Consider the following 14,962-nt stretch of genomic DNA (forward strand, 5'->3'; position numbering starts at 1 on the left):
AAATAATCTGTCAACTTCTAATCTTCTGATCTGATTGATGTGATAGACTTTAATTTACCAATTTCTGATCCACTGATCTAAGGACAATTTAATTAAAAAAGTATTGGGTGAAAATCACTTAGAAGAGGATCTTGCCCCTTAGTGAGATCAAATCCCAGTGTTGTACCTGAGGATTGCAGCTATGCCTCCAAAAGCATTCATAAGCTGGGAACCTTCATCAAAGTCGGTGGATACGAAGAATACCTTTGCATTACTCTTGTCGGCAAGCTCTGAGAATTCATCCACGACATCTGTAACGTCCGTAACCTCAAGAGAAGAACCACATTTAGGGCAATTTCCGGCTGTGGGAGCAGGTTCTCCAGGCTTCCAGCGCCGTGTCCACTTATTTTCGTATTCACAGACACTACATTTCGTAGTTACCCTTTCTGCACGCAGGTCTTCGGAAAGCAGGAGCACATCCACTGAATTGATCTCGAGGTTTGCCCTGACCTGGGCTTCTCCATAAGCTACCTTACCCGAATCGGAAATCAGTTCTTTGAAAAAGGATCTGACGGCATTCTTCTGTCCCGTGAGCTCAAGGTCCTGGAGCTTTTCCCCTGCAGCATTAACAAGTTCTGAAAGCCCGGACTCGTCGGTATATGCCGTATCAAAGAGCCCAATAATTTTTTTCAGGAGCTCGTGGTGCAGGAAATCACCTGCATAGAACTCTTCCTTTGTCGGTGAAGGACCCCCTATCAGGACGCCTTTGAGATCTTTATGGTCTACACCCATGAAAATCTCACTTGCAGCATCTCCTATCCTCTTGTAGAACTCATGAATTGCAATGAGCCTGAGCTGCTGGAAACGATGAGCACTCTGACCACCTTTCCTTTGCTTTCCGGGAACCGTTGAGGTCAAGTTGCGGAAAGCCTGGATTCGTTTTCCGACCAGAAGCCCTACAGTTGCTTCCCTGCGGTCAAGAACCAGAAGCCCGTAGGTGTTCTTATCTTTGAGCATATCCTCAAGAGGCTCAAGGTAGAAAGATGAGTCACAGTGGTATTTGTAGACAGTTATGGGGTCAGGAGGAACAATTACCTCGCTTTCCATATTTGTCTTGTTGGCTCCGATATCCACAGCTCCTGTAAAGTACACTACCCCATTCTCAGGTACTTTGTCCAGGTATCTTAGCCTTGAAAGCAGAGACTCAATTGCTCCCTGCACATTCGTCCTCGTAAGCTTGGACTTGATGTTTGCAGCCTGTCCGTGCTCGTCTTTTAACTGGTTTGTAACATCGAAAATCTGCTTGTCAGCAGGAATATAAAGAGAAATAAGCTCCGTGCTCCTTCCTCTCTTATTCCTGAGACCTTCAAGCTTCTTTTTAAATTCATACTTTTCGTGTGCGGATTGTTCAGTCATTTTAAAATTTCCCCGATGAATAAAGTAGTAAGATTCGTGAGTTAGGAATTATTCAGTTTAGTTTATTCTGATTAACTCGAAATTATGAAACTTCTATTGAAACCGGTGATTTCTATTGGAAAGTTATAAAGTCCGGCATCATAATAAATTTAGTTATTCAGTGTAATATTCGTTTAGCATTTCGGATTCGTTTAGCACGTCGGTTGGTATACAACGGATAACCGGAGGATTCGATGAGGATAAATCACACAGTGAGTTCCTGTCTCACCCGAAATCCGGGTACAAAAACCGCCTGGAAAACGAAGAACCTGAGAGTGAAAAATACACCCTTCAAAAGCCGGCATCTCAACAAGCCGCTAAAGCTTGCATTTATGCTGCATAAACCTGCCAGGTTTCGCATTCTTTTGATCGCACTAGATATGAGACATAATCTTACTCAAACTGTATATGATAATTTGATAATTAACGATTTGATTTAATTTAATATTGAATTAACCCCTGTGGGATGATACTCTAATTGAAACTTAGGTTTATATTTGTTTCTATCCCCCGATCTATTTTATAGATTTATGCAGCTATAAAAGAGTTACTGTACACTGATCTCCTGCTTTAGAATTCACTTCCAGATAGAAAAGAGATAGAGAAAGCCAGAAAAAGGAGAACTAATTAGATAAGTAAGAATCAAAGTGAGAATTGAAAATAAAAAAGTTAGATGAAAAAAGCTGATAAAAAAGATTAGCTGATAAAGGTTTAATCCAAGCAGGAAACCTTTTTTACGGGAGATTTTTTCCCGTCCTTTGAGAGCAGGACAACCCTGCTAATTTCGGACTCATCTACGATTTCATACCCCAGGTGCTTTACAAGCTCTTTCGAAAACTCCAGTACCTCTGCGTGGGTCGGCATGGCAGAGCGGTCTAGACGAAGGCGTGAAAAGCCAAGGTGCATGTAAGCCTTTATTTCCACAAAATCCGGGGAGGCTCTTTTAATTAGTTCAGCGTAACCTTCCGGATTGAACATATTTTTGCCCTTGACCAGTGTAATCCTGATGACCGTTCTTGAGCATTTATCTTTCATAATATCCAGAGACTCGTTGATCCTGTCCCAGAGTGAAGGGGATTTTGGCTGGCAGACTCTGAGGTAGGTCTCGAGGTCCGGAGCATCGAGACTCATGTATAACTGGGAAGGGCTGACCTTTGCAAACATTGAAGGGACAGTTCCGTTCGTAACCAGAAAGGTAGTAAAACCTCTCTTTTCATATTCTTCAATAAGTTCAGGAAGGTAAGGGTAAAAGGTCGGCTCTCCAGACAGGGAGATTGCAACGTTATTCGGTTCATTGCCTTCAAGCCAGCGTTCCCTGAGTGCATTTGGAGAGCCGCCGAACCCTGTGATCAATTTACGCTGGCAGGCGATGCTTTCCTCAACTATTTTCTCAGGAGAATCCCATTCTCCGGGTGCAGGGACCGGAACCTCAGTCGGACGCCAGCAGAAAAGGCATCGCTGGTTGCACATGAGAGTAGGAGTCATCTGAAGGCAGCGATGGGACTGGACACCATAAAACTTCGATTTGTAGCAAAAACCTTCATCGTTCATGGCTTTCCTGAGCCAGAGACAGGTCTTTACTGCTGAATGGCGACCTGCGAGGGCATAGCCCTGCTTTTTAAGAAGGGTTGCAAAATCAGGGATATCAAAGGGAAGAGAGGTCTGCTCTTCATCCCGATTTTCTTCCTGAATTTCCGGAAAGCTTTCTCCGGAACCTTCTTTTTCTTCCTTTCTTTCTTCAAGCGACATTTTCCAGATATTAAACCTTTGTGGTATATATAAGGATCGGAAAATAATTTTAGAGAACTTCATCAGGCTAGAGGATTTAGAGAAATGGAAAGTCTGAGTTTTCAGACCCGGCTTAGTCAAATGCCAGAATTTTCACATCGAAATCCGCAAGATCCACAACTGGAACTCTGGCTGGCACAGGCATCAGGTTTACACGCTTCTGGAACTCAGTCTGGGCCTGCCAAGTTCCGGAATTAACCAGTAGAACATTTTTGTATCGCTGGACTCCAAGGGTATGGACATGACCTGTATGAATGATATCCGGAACAGGGTCAATTATAAAGTAGTCTTTTTTCTCCGGGGATATGGAAACCCTGCTCCCGTACGTTGGAGCAAGGTGCCTGCGCTTAAGCATCTCAAGGACTGCACCTGCAGGATCCTGATAAGAGACGCCGGGAACACTTGCCACCAGATCGTCAATCGACCTGCCGTGGTAGATAAGGATTCTGACGCCGTCAAGATCCACAAGAGCCGGGTTGCCTACAAAAGTGACATTTTTTGGAAAATCTGCGCAGATCCTCTCAGGCAGGGCTGGCTGTGGTTCTGCCTGGCGTACAGCGTCATGGTTTCCAGGGCTTATGATCACGTGTATGTGTTCAGGAACTTCTCTGAAGTACTCTGCTGCTTTTCTGTACTGTTCATAGACATCCAGAATATCCAGTTCCATTTCCTGGTCAGGATAAATCCCTATACCGTCCACGAGGTCTCCTGCAACAACGAGATAACGGACCTGAGCTGCAATCTCCCGCATTTCTTCGGAGTCAGATTCACCTTTCAAAAAGTCCAGGAAGTCCAGCCAGGCCTCTTCCAGGAACTGGGAACTACCTACGTGCACATCCGAGATAAGTACGGCTTTCCCATAGCTACCTGTCCTGCGCTGAACACTGTTCGGGACATCTGGCTGGATGATCTTTGTGGCAAGCATAAGCTTTCCGTCGTTAGTAACCGAGCCTGTTACCCCGATGACCTCGTCCAGAAGAAGCTGCGAAGCCAGCTCAAAGAGTTCCTTGTCGCTATTTCGGATAAGAACTGAAAAAGAGCCTGTAGAGTCTTCAAGAGAAAAGATTTTGTGCCCATTGGTTGTGCTGCTGATATCAGAAACCATTCCTATAATCGATATCTCCTCAGTGTTTCCGTCTGATCCACGGCGAAAATTCCTCCTTTTCAAACTCTCTATAGGGCGTGCATTAATCCTGCCCCGGATGATCTCAGAGAGCCTGCTGTACCTGTCCCTGAAATACTGCACAAACTGCATATACTCCCCAACACAGGTCGAATGCCCGGTAATATCGGAAAGCACGGTAACAGGGTTGCGGCCTGGGAGATACCTGACTTCTTCATCTCTGGAACTCGAACGGAAAGAATTTCCCTGGTTTGAAAAGAGAGAATCTGCTCCGTAAGCACGGTTGGAGGGAGAAGGAGAGCCTGCATGTCCAAAAAAAGAGGAGGCTGATTTTTCTACACTTCTTGAAGAAGCAGAGGGATAAACAGGATTGGAAAAAGAGCCATGAGCAGAATCATGAGCAGAATCATGAACAGAATCATGAACAGAATCGTGAACAGAATCGTGAACAGAATCGTGAACAGAATCATGAACAGGATCGTGAACAGAATCGTGAACAGAATCATGAACAGAATCGTGAACAGAATCGTGAACAGAATCATGAACAGGATCAGAACCCTGAGAAGAAAGAATGTCAGGTTTAATCTCCGGATTGGAGTCTGAGACTTCAACCGCCGAAAAAACATCCGATTCAATACTTGATAATCCTGGTTCCTCAAGGGCATCCAAAGCAGGGTCAAAAGTTTTTACCACGTGCGAGTCTACGGGTTCTAAGGGAGAAGAGGAAATTTTACCTGAAGCCATCTGGGAAACTGCCCCGGGAGATGTTTCAGAAATTATCCTGGAAACCATTTTAGAAGCTTCAAAGTCCTTCAGGTCGATATGTTCGGGTTCAATAACGAAAACACAATCATCAATAGTTGAAAGGATATATTTTAGAAGGCTTTCAGGAGAGTTACTCAATTTGATTAATTCTACGGCTTGCGGACTTATCTGGTATCCTTCCTCTATAACTGCCCGTACAATATCGATCTCATTCATAATTCCGACCTGACTATCTCAACCTGACTATCTCAACCTGACTATCTCAACCTGACTATCTCGACCTGACTATCTCGACCTGACTATCTCAACCTGACTATCTCAACCTGACTATCTCGACCTGACTATCTCAACCTGACTATCTCGGCCTGACTATCTCGACCTGACTTTATGACCGCCAGGGTCTGTTGAACCTCATTTGATATGATATCAATCAACTTGAGGTCAAATAGATTTAAGGCAAAGACCCACTTAAAATATAAAAACTAAACACATACAAAATTGCTTCGATGCCAGCAAAATAACATCATACATTAGTAAGGGTTTTCAGTTAAATTAATGATTTGAGATTCTCCAGTGACTGTTTATATAGGACTTTCTTAATTATAAAAATATTTCCTGAAACTTATCATTTTTCCCACTTATCGGTATAATCAGATTTCTAAATAATCATTCAAATTTTATAGAATTTCAGTCTATTTTACACAGAATGGCCTGTAAAAAATATCATGGTCTGACGATAAATAGTAAATTAATATAGGATAAAAACAAATCGTATAGGCAAGTATACTGAGAAGAGTCGTATAATAAAACAAAGGATTCTGGTACAATTAAAGCGTGAAAATGAGATTTATACAAAAATATAAATTACATAGCTGATGAAATGCTGGCACAGACACTACAGACCGAATGAAATATGATACAGCACCAAAAGAATAAGATAAAGGGAATAAAGACTTACTATGAGCAACACTAATACACAAAAAAGTACCCAGGAAGAAGAAAGCTTCCTAGTCTCCCTTGGGAAGGATTTACTGTCGGTTGCGGCTGTACTGATAACCTTTATGATTCTTTCCAAACTGGCGTTCGGGCTCTGGACACCTATGGTCGCAGTGGAGTCCGGAAGTATGGAACCGCATATGCAGATAGGAGATATTATCTTCATCAAAAACATCGATCGAGTTGATCTTGTTACCAATGAAGAAGGGAAAAATTCAGACTATATGACCTTTAGTGACTACGGAGACGTCATCCTCTATCGACCCTATGGGCAGGAAGGCATAACTCCCATAATACATAGAGCGATGTACAGGGTAGAAACCGGCGAGCCTATGTGGGAAAATGGTCCTGCTGCCCCTTACTCAGGATACATTACCAAAGGAGATAATCCTGTGACCAACAAGCACTTTGATCAGGAAGGACAGATCAGTTATTATGTGCCTGTAAAGGATGAATGGATAATAGGGGTCGCAAAGTACAGGATTCCTTATCTCGGACATATCAGGCTGTTCTTTTCATGAGCCTTTTGAGTTGTATAACCACCAGCGGATAATCCTTCAAGTTATTAACCGATGAACATACCTCCATCAAAGGATATAAACACTGATTATATCCCCTTCCAGTTACATACCCTCTTGACCTGTACATTTAATTCCAATCAGCACTTAATTCCAATCAGCACTTAATTCCAATCAGCACTTAATTCCAATAAACACTTAATTCCAATAAACACTTAATTCCAATAAACACTTAATTCCAATAAACACTTCCGTACTCTTAATTCCAATAAACACTTCCGTACTCTTAATTCCAATAAACACTTCCGTACTCTTAATTCCAATAAACACTTAATTCCAATAAACACTTCCGTACTCTTAATTCCAATAAACACTTCCGTACTCTTAATTCCAATAAACACTTAATTCCAATAAACACTTAATTCCAATCAACACTTCCGTACTCTTCATGAAAATTCTGAACCAGACTTTCCTTCCCTGGTTCAAGCATCTTGCTTTTCACTTCTTTTCTTTCAGTCACCCGGACTTGTACATTCGGCAGTTGTTCAAACTTTTTCCATACATTTTTGCGAAACCTTTTTGAGCTTCAACAAATCAGAGTAGACAATAACTATAAAGTGAATCTAAAACTGAAAACGAACCTAAAAAAATTATAAAAACAGCTAATAAGTATAAGAAACATGAGCCTTAAAAAACTGAAAATTGGCAGGACAGAGCTTCCTGGAAACCTTCTTCTTGCACCTATGGCAGATGTAACAAATCTGGCTTTCAGGCTGCTTTGCAGGCAGTATGGAGCTGACCTGACGTACACAGAGATGATAAATGCAGATGCCCTGCTCAATGAAAGCAGGAAATCTTTTATTAAAGGACTGAGTTCTCCTGAAGACAGGCTCTTCGGGGTTCAGCTTGTGGGAAGCTGCCCTGATAAACTGAGAGAGGCTGCACTTCTTGTTGAAGAAGAGTATAGGCCTGAAGTTATAGACGTTAATATGGGCTGCCCCGTAAGACGCATCACGGGGGCTGGCTGCGGCTCAGCTCTCCTCAATTCTCCGGGACTTATCTATACAATAATCTCAGAGCTTACCGATGCCCTGAAGACTCCGGTCAGCGCAAAGATCCGCCTCCTTGAAAAGGAGGAAAAAACTCTTGAAATTGCCCGTCTGATAGAAAAAGCAGGAGCATCAACTCTGACTGTGCATGGAAGGACAGCAGCACAGATGTACTCAGGCAGCTCGGACCTTAAAGGAATAAAGGCTGTCAAAAATGAGCTTTCTATTCCTGTTATTGCAAACGGGGACATCAAAGATGAAGAGTCGGCAGAAAATACCCTGGAGGTTACAGGCTGTGACGGGCTTATGATAGGGCGCGCTGCAATGGGAAACCCTTTCATTTTCAGAAGGATCAGGCACTACCTTGAAACCGGGGAAAGAATGGAGGTGAACCGGCCTGCAAAGCAGCTTGAAGAGTTTGAAGCTTACATCCTCCTCCTTGAAAAATATAATCTTCTTTCTTCCATGAATCTCCGGATGCATGCCCACTGGTTTACAAAAGGACTTCACGGCTCGCGGCATATAAGAGAAAAAATTAACAGTTTAAAAGATGGAAAAGCCATAATTGAGCTGATGAGAAGTTCCCGCCAGGAAAAATATTAAAATATACTATCTTTTGAAGGCAAGGATTGTTTACAGCTAAAGTGAGAGAAAACAGATCAAGAAGGCAGGTTAACCTGATAAAGGAAATTATAAAATGTCTGAAAAATAATTATAGGTTAGAAATATATATAAATAACTTCTTGATTTTCACCGAAAAACTAATAATAATCTACACTATTATCCATGAACTATGGACACAACACGGCGTGAATATAAAATTGAAAAAATATTACGTTTAAGATAAGTTATGATCCAGTTATTATAATACTTTCAGGTTAACAATCAGCCGTCCAAACTTTTGGGTCCTTGCGCATCTGCCTGTGCGTTTCGCCCAGTGTCTGTAGAAAGCGTTATGTGCAAAGCCGCAATGAGCAACAGATGCTGAATTTGATCTGACAAACATTAATAGATTGAATAACATCAGGTTAATTCGATTAACAGCAGTGTGCCAGACAACTAAATTATATAAGTATGCCATACAGACTGCAAAGAAACATCCAAAAACGTCCAAAAACATTCAAAAACGCCCAAAAACGTCCAAAAACATCCAAAAACGCACTAATAAAAATCACATTTAAAAAGGAGAATCCAGATGAAGGAAATCAGAATACACGGTCGAGGAGGCCAGGGTTCTGTTACTGCGGCTGAAATGCTTTCCGTTGCAGCTTTTGAAGATGGGAAGTTCAGCCAGGCCTTCCCCGCTTTTGGGGTAGAACGTAGAGGTGCCCCTGTGCAGGCATTCACCAGACTCAGTGACAGTCCCATTAGACTCCGAAGCCAGATATACACACCAGATTACGTGATCGTCCAGGATGCCACTCTGATCGAAACTGTCAACGTTGCAAGCGGGATTAAAGACGACGGTATCATCCTCATCAACACAAAAGAAAAACCCGAAGAACTCAAACTTGATACAAAAGCAAGGGTCATGACCGTAGATGCTACAAAGGTGGCAATGGACATCATAGGTCTTCCGATTGTGAACACTGTCCTTCTGGGAGCTTTTGCAGGTGCGACCGGAGAGATCAATGTAGAATCCATTAAAAAAGCCGTAAGGGACCGTTTTTCCGGCAAAGTAGCCGAAAAGAACTCTCAAGCAATTCAGAAAGCCTATGAGCTTATCAGGGGGAAAGAAGCGTGAAAATCACAACAGGAGGAGCTTGTGAGCCGGGTTCTACCCTGGTAAACAAAACCGGAGGCTGGAGAAACTTCCGTCCCGTATATATTTACGAAAAATGCACCAAATGCGGAATCTGCGAGATTATGTGCCCTGACATGTCAATCCGTCCCAGAGGAGATGGCTTTTTCGAATACAACTACGACTACTGCAAGGGATGCGGCATCTGCGCAAATGAATGCCCTGCAAATGCAATTGAAATGATCCTGGAGGAAAAATAATGCCGCTCAATTCAGCTGACAAGGCCAAAATGGTCGTCGTGGAAGGTTCATACGCAGTTGCCCAGGCAGCAAAGGTTTCCCGTCCAAATGTTATTTCCGCTTATCCTATCACCCCTCAGACCCATATTGTTGAGGACTTATCTCAGTTTATTGCAGACGGGGAAATCCCGAACTGTGAATATATCAACGTGGAATCCGAATTCTCGGCAATTTCTGCCCTTGTGGGAGCTGCCGCTGTCGGGGCAAGGACATACTCCGCAACCACCTCCCAGGGGCTTTTGCTCATGCACGAGGTTCTCTTCAACGCCGCAGGAATGAGAATGCCCATCATCATGACCGTGGCAAACAGGGCAGTCAGCGCCCCGATCAATATCTGGAACGACCACCAAGACTCAATTGCCCAGAGAGACACAGGCTGGCTCCAGCTTTATGCCGAGGATATCCAAGAAGCCGCAGACATGATCCCCCAGATCTTCAAGATCGCAGAGGACAAAGATGTGCTCCTGCCTGGCATGGCCTGTATGGATGGATTTATCCTCTCCCATGTCTACGAACCCGTTGTGCTGCTTGAGCAGGACCTTACTGATGAGTTCCTGCCCAAATATGAGCCGGAATACGTGCTTGACCCCAAAAATCCTCTTACTTTCGGAGCCTTTGCTGACCCCTCGACTTACACCGAATTCAGGTACCTGCAGGAAAAGGCAATGCAGGCAGCTCTTCCGAAGATAGAGGCCGTTTCCAAAGAATTCGCAGAGATCTTTGGAAGGGACCACGGAGGCCTTATCGACGGCTACCAGCTCGAAGATGCCGAGGTAGTTATCATGGCCATGGGCTCCCTTGTAGGTACCCTTAAGGATGTAGTTGACGAGTACAGGGCAAAGGGCGAGAAGATCGGTATCCTGAAAGTCAGGTCCTTCAGGCCCTTCCCGAAGATGCAGATCAGAAAGGCCCTGGCAAAAGCCAATGTTGTTGTCGTGCTCGACAAGAACATCTCCCTCGGAACCAACGAAGGTGCCCTCTTTACCGAGACCAAGGGCTGCATGTACAACAGCAGGTGCGATATTCCAATTATCGGCTACACCTTAAACCACGGAGGCCGAGATGTACGCATTGAGCTGGTCAGCAAGATCATAGAAGAAGCCAAGAAAGTCACAAAAGACGGAATTACGGTTGAAAGCCAGTTTGCTGATGTCAGGGAGGAATTGCTATGAGTAAACCCGCACCTAAAACCTACCTTTCCCCGGGACACAGGGGATGTGCAGGCTGCTGTGACGCCCTTGCCGCAAAGTTCATGCTTATGGGCGCAGGCCCGGACTGCATCATCGTTAACCCAACAGGTTGCCTGGAAGTTATGACCACCCCCTTCCCGGAATCTGCCTGGCAGGTCCCGTGGATACACTCCCTCTTCGAAAACGGAGGCGCAGTGGCATCAGGTATCGAGGCTGCATTAAAAGCCCTCGGCAAGAAAGGAAACACAAGGGTCGTCGGAGTCGGCGGCGACGGCTCGACAATGGACATCGGGATTCGGTCTCTCTCAGGTGCCTTTGAACGGGGCCACGACATCACCTACGTCTGCGTTGATAACGAGGCCTACATGAACACTGGGATCCAGAGAAGCTCCGGAACCCCCTTCGACGCTTCCACAACGACAAGCCCCGTAGGCAAAGTCTCCTTCGGAAACCCACGCCCGAAGAAAGACATGCCCGCTATCATGGTAGCCCACGGTTCTCCGTACGTGGCCACAACCTCAATCGGTTTCCCGCGGGACATGATCAGGAAAGTCAAAAAAGCTACCGAAACTGTGGGTCCTACCTACATCCACACCCTCGCCCCCTGTCCCACCGGCTGGGGTTTCGACGGCTCCAAGACTATCGAACTTGCAAAACTCGCAGTTGAGACCTGCCTCTGGCCCATGTATGAAATGGAAAACGGTGAACTTACCCAGGTGAGAAAAGTCAAGAACCCCAGACCCGTCGAGGAATACCTCAGGGCCCAGAAGCGGTTCAAACATCTCTTCACCATGGAAGGCGGCGAAGAAGAAATCGCAAAGATCCAGGCCGCTGCAGACTGGAACATAAAACACTACGGGCTTCAGTAAAATCTGAAGTTCTACTTTTTCTTTTGTTTTTGAGTTATTTTTTTCAGGTTTGGGTTTTTTGCTCGATTTTTGATTTTCAAGTATCGGTTTTTGGTCTGAGATTGTTTTTTTACCTGTGCTCCGAAAAAGAAATTACTATTTGCTGATAGATCTTTCCAACTTCTTCCAGCCAGATAATCCAGAAATTGATATCAAAAGACTCCTATCCAGAGGTTGCATCATAAGTATTTGAGCCAAATTCGAAATCCATTGATTTTCAGCTTATTTATTCTTCAGATCACCTTTACGTAAACCTCTGCGGATATCAGCCGCCTCCGTATAAACTACACAAGCTTCATCTTTCTGCCCCCTGCTGGAAAGCAAATTACCCATGCTATCTTTGACCTTTGCCAGAGAAGAAAGATACTGTGTATTTTCGGGATCAGCCACAAGCAGCTTTTCATAAAGCCCAAGTGCCTGGTTAAACCTTGTTTCTGCTTCTCCCGTTTGTCCGAACCGGAAAAAGAGCTTTCCGATCTTGTCCTCATTTGATGCCGACCATTCGGTAAGAACAGGATCTGCATTGCCTCCTTCTGCATCATCGTTGGCTTCAAACAGCTTTATGACCTGGAGAGACTTTTCAAAATATCTCAGGGATCTTTCGAAGTCTTCCAGGTCTGAAAAGACACTCCCTGCCATGCTGTAAATAGGGATAAGAATCTCGGGTTTTCTGGCTGTTAGGGCAAAGTGCTCGGCCCAGACAAGGAAGTCAAGGGCTTTTTCGAAATCCCTATGGGTGTAAAGATCAAAAGCTTGCTGGAGTAATTCTAACGGATCTTCTGACAAATCCGGAGATTTTGAGGTATCTGGTTGCATTTTGTTTCCTTGCCATTAAGAAGAATTTTTTGGTATAAATATAAAAAAAATAAAAAGGAAGTTGTTTTAATCAGATATAAGAACATTTATTAAGATTTGCCTGCAATTTAACATACAATCCGCTATTATTTAACTCATGTTTTCCGAGTATTCAATAAACATCTTATGAAGATCAATAAACATCTTTTGAAGATCAATAAGCATCTTTTGAAGATCAATAAACATCTTTTGAAGATCAATAAACATCTTCTCTGGAGATGATTCCATGACCTCTTCCGGTTCAGTTTTCAACAACCTTCCTTCCCGTTACGACACTCTCCAAAAACAATGCCTCCCAAACTGGCAGACCTTCTTCGCCACAGTAATCGAATTTATCCCTGAATCAATCTCAGAATCAATCCCTGAATCAATTCCTGAATCAATCTCCAAATTGATTCCCGAGTCAATTCCTGAAGAAACAGAAAGAAAGAAGGAAAAGAAGAACCGGGAAATCGAGATCCTCGAACTTGGGAGCGGAACCGGTTTTCTTACAAGCCTGATAAGGAAAAAAAGACCCGATGCCAGAATCACCTGCATCGACAGGAACTCGGAAATGCTGGCTGTGGCAAAGGAGAAACCAGAGCTGCAGAAGAACGTCACGTTCATTGAGGGGGATATTCTGGAAGAGTGTGAAAAATGGAAGGAAAAGCCCGGATGGCAAAAAAAATCTGGGTGGAAAGAAAATCCGGAGATAAAAGGAAAGTTTGATGCCGTGGTTTCCACACAATGCCTTTTCTCCCTTCCCCCAGATGCAAAAACCAGGATTTTCAGGCGGATTTATGAGGCTCTCAAGCCGGATGGGAGGTTTATTGAAGGAGACATCTTCAGGCCCGAGAGTGAGTGGGAAGAGGAGATTTACAGAGCTCACTGGAAACGGTACATGGTTGAGCAAGAACTCACCGTTCAAGAAGCAGAAGAAATGCTGGGAACGTTTGAAGATGTGCGGGAGAAAATCGATACTCCAGAGAAGTTCAGGAAGAGACTCGAAGAAGCAGGATTTAAGTGGGTTTTCTGCCCTTACTGGTACGAGATGTACGCTATTTTTGTAGGCAACATATAAAAAATCAGATTGAATGCATCCACCCCGCCCAAAACAAGCTGTCTGACAATTACCTTCAGTAATAACATAATCTTACTTTCGGCAGATCACATTTAATTTTTTATACTTATTATTGATGGTGATTTTGAAATAATGTTCTAGACTTGTGTGTAGTTGTTAGATTTACATATGGTCCAAACATAATCTATCACACAAAACTTTATTGAAAAAATGATTTAATTCTTGATTCCGTACTTATATGTGTCGTGGAAGTTGAGCCACACGTGAACCAATTTTAAACATAACATATAGTTATCTAATGTTATAAAACGACATCATAAAAAACATTTTAAATTTTAATGTCGACCTACCGAATGTAAGATACTAAATATTGTCTGGAGTATTGTACTATTAAATACAATAAGTCTGATGACCAACGAATTAGGGGGAAGGGGAAAAAAGTGAGAAATTAAAATATGTTTAGTTTGGGCTTTACATTTGATGCTCTCAAATTAGCTCCGAAAATCGGCATTCTAATTGATAAGCTGTTGTCGAGATTAAGATTACAGTAGTCCAAGAAAAAGAATCAAATAAAAGCAAAATTATTATGGAAGAGACAGACACAAAACAAGCATCATTATTCTCTTTTCTGAGCATGAAAAAAATACCTCCCAGATCAATAAAAACGTTATTTTTAGGAGTATTAAATACATAGACATACACAAACAAAGTCGTATGATAACGGAAAAAATCAGTCGTCTTTGAAAGTCAAATATAAGCAGATTTCGTTGGAAAATCACTAGATGTGGTATTCGAAGTTGTGCATAGAATCCATTAACTGATGCCAAAATAAAAGAAAGTAAAAGCAGAGGGGATAAGGTAACAAAGCATTATCTGAGCTCTATCCAGAAAAAATTAAATAAAGGGATTAAGCCTTCATATAATGTGATAATGTTTACCATTTTATTTTTATGATTGGTTTTTTTTGGTAGTTAATTTCTATAAAACAATTATTATCGCTTTTTTTGTATTCAAGCTAGCATTTTAAAACATGTTTATGATATAATGTTATACACACATCATTAAAAAAATAATCTAATATGACTATATTTAAAACAAAATATATTTTTAATTGTTCAACAAAAAATTTTAATAGTATTGAATGGAATGCCTTGGTAACAAATAAAAAAAAATGAAGATTTGGTTACAACATTTACACATAATCTGAACTTATCACAAAACACACTTCAACTTGAA

At 42.7% G+C, this 14,962-nt stretch carries 11 protein-coding genes; 7 read left to right on the forward strand and 4 right to left on the reverse strand.

Annotation, left to right across the window (positions count from 1 at the left end; all coding sequences use genetic code 11):
* Positions 1 to 147: 147 nt before the first annotated feature.
* The 3 genes from prf1 to MSWH1_RS17095 all read right to left on the reverse strand — a co-directional run bounded on the left by prf1 (position 148) and on the right by MSWH1_RS17095 (position 5,326).
* On the reverse strand, positions 148 to 1,395 hold the full coding sequence (prf1, locus tag MSWH1_RS17080) for a peptide chain release factor aRF-1 (RefSeq protein ID WP_048130089.1): 1,248 nt from the start codon (positions 1,393 to 1,395) through the stop codon (positions 148 to 150).
* A gap of 750 nt (positions 1,396 to 2,145) precedes the next feature.
* Entirely contained in the window at positions 2,146 to 3,183 is a 1,038-nt protein-coding gene (gene twy1, locus MSWH1_RS17090; RefSeq protein ID WP_048130091.1) for a 4-demethylwyosine synthase TYW1, read from the reverse strand.
* A 112-nt stretch (positions 3,184 to 3,295) separates the two neighbouring features.
* Entirely contained in the window at positions 3,296 to 5,326 is a 2,031-nt protein-coding gene (locus MSWH1_RS17095; RefSeq protein ID WP_048130092.1) for a DNA-directed DNA polymerase II small subunit, read from the reverse strand.
* A 743-nt stretch (positions 5,327 to 6,069) separates the two neighbouring features.
* Between MSWH1_RS17095 and MSWH1_RS17100 the strand changes: the two genes are divergently transcribed.
* From MSWH1_RS17100 to porB, 6 genes are all read left to right on the forward strand, one after another.
* Complete coding sequence (locus MSWH1_RS17100) at positions 6,070 to 6,627, forward strand: S26 family signal peptidase (protein WP_048130093.1); 558 nt, start codon at positions 6,070 to 6,072, stop codon at positions 6,625 to 6,627.
* Between the two features lie 677 nt (positions 6,628 to 7,304).
* Positions 7,305 to 8,276, forward strand: coding sequence for a tRNA dihydrouridine synthase DusB (gene dusB / locus MSWH1_RS17105; protein WP_048130094.1), 972 nt, complete (start codon positions 7,305 to 7,307; stop codon positions 8,274 to 8,276).
* A 592-nt stretch (positions 8,277 to 8,868) separates the two neighbouring features.
* Positions 8,869 to 9,417, forward strand: coding sequence for a pyruvate ferredoxin oxidoreductase subunit gamma (locus MSWH1_RS17110; RefSeq protein WP_048130095.1), 549 nt, complete (start codon positions 8,869 to 8,871; stop codon positions 9,415 to 9,417).
* Positions 9,414 to 9,674, forward strand: a complete 261-nt coding sequence (gene porD / locus MSWH1_RS17115; RefSeq protein WP_048130096.1) for a pyruvate synthase subunit PorD — start codon at positions 9,414 to 9,416, stop codon at positions 9,672 to 9,674. The genes MSWH1_RS17110 and porD overlap by 4 nt, the downstream gene beginning before the upstream one ends.
* Positions 9,674 to 10,885, forward strand: coding sequence for a pyruvate synthase subunit PorA (gene porA / locus MSWH1_RS17120; protein ID WP_048130097.1), 1,212 nt, complete (start codon positions 9,674 to 9,676; stop codon positions 10,883 to 10,885). Before porD ends, porA begins: the two co-directional genes overlap by 1 nt.
* Positions 10,882 to 11,772 (forward strand): pyruvate synthase subunit PorB, encoded by an 891-nt coding sequence (gene porB, locus MSWH1_RS17125; RefSeq protein WP_048130098.1) that lies wholly within the window; start codon positions 10,882 to 10,884, stop codon positions 11,770 to 11,772. The genes porA and porB overlap by 4 nt, the downstream gene beginning before the upstream one ends.
* A 261-nt stretch (positions 11,773 to 12,033) precedes the next feature.
* Here porB and MSWH1_RS17130 read toward each other — a convergent pair whose 3' ends face one another.
* On the reverse strand, positions 12,034 to 12,627 hold the full coding sequence (locus MSWH1_RS17130) for a tetratricopeptide repeat protein (RefSeq protein ID WP_048130099.1): 594 nt from the start codon (positions 12,625 to 12,627) through the stop codon (positions 12,034 to 12,036).
* Between the two features lie 265 nt (positions 12,628 to 12,892).
* Between MSWH1_RS17130 and MSWH1_RS17135 the strand changes: the two genes are divergently transcribed.
* On the forward strand, positions 12,893 to 13,726 hold the full coding sequence (locus MSWH1_RS17135) for a class I SAM-dependent methyltransferase (protein ID WP_048130100.1): 834 nt from the start codon (positions 12,893 to 12,895) through the stop codon (positions 13,724 to 13,726).
* The last annotated feature ends 1,236 nt before the right edge of the window (positions 13,727 to 14,962 follow it).

This window comes from Methanosarcina sp. WH1, from assembly GCF_000970005.1.
GTDB lineage: Archaea > Halobacteriota > Methanosarcinia > Methanosarcinales > Methanosarcinaceae > Methanosarcina.

Coding starts and splice junctions, on each gene's coding strand:
- prf1 (WP_048130089.1), bottom strand. CDS start 1,395: ATGACTGAACAATCCGCACACGAAAAGTATGAATTTAAAAAGAAGCTT.
- twy1 (WP_048130091.1), bottom strand. CDS start 3,183: ATGTCGCTTGAAGAAAGAAAGGAAGAAAAAGAAGGTTCCGGAGAAAGC.
- MSWH1_RS17095 (WP_048130092.1), bottom strand. CDS start 5,326: ATGAATGAGATCGATATTGTACGGGCAGTTATAGAGGAAGGATACCAG.
- MSWH1_RS17100 (WP_048130093.1), top strand. CDS start 6,070: ATGAGCAACACTAATACACAAAAAAGTACCCAGGAAGAAGAAAGCTTC.
- dusB (WP_048130094.1), top strand. CDS start 7,305: ATGAGCCTTAAAAAACTGAAAATTGGCAGGACAGAGCTTCCTGGAAAC.
- MSWH1_RS17110 (WP_048130095.1), top strand. CDS start 8,869: ATGAAGGAAATCAGAATACACGGTCGAGGAGGCCAGGGTTCTGTTACT.
- porA (WP_048130097.1), top strand. CDS start 9,674: ATGCCGCTCAATTCAGCTGACAAGGCCAAAATGGTCGTCGTGGAAGGT.
- porB (WP_048130098.1), top strand. CDS start 10,882: ATGAGTAAACCCGCACCTAAAACCTACCTTTCCCCGGGACACAGGGGA.
- MSWH1_RS17130 (WP_048130099.1), bottom strand. CDS start 12,627: ATGCAACCAGATACCTCAAAATCTCCGGATTTGTCAGAAGATCCGTTA.
- MSWH1_RS17135 (WP_048130100.1), top strand. CDS start 12,893: ATGACCTCTTCCGGTTCAGTTTTCAACAACCTTCCTTCCCGTTACGAC.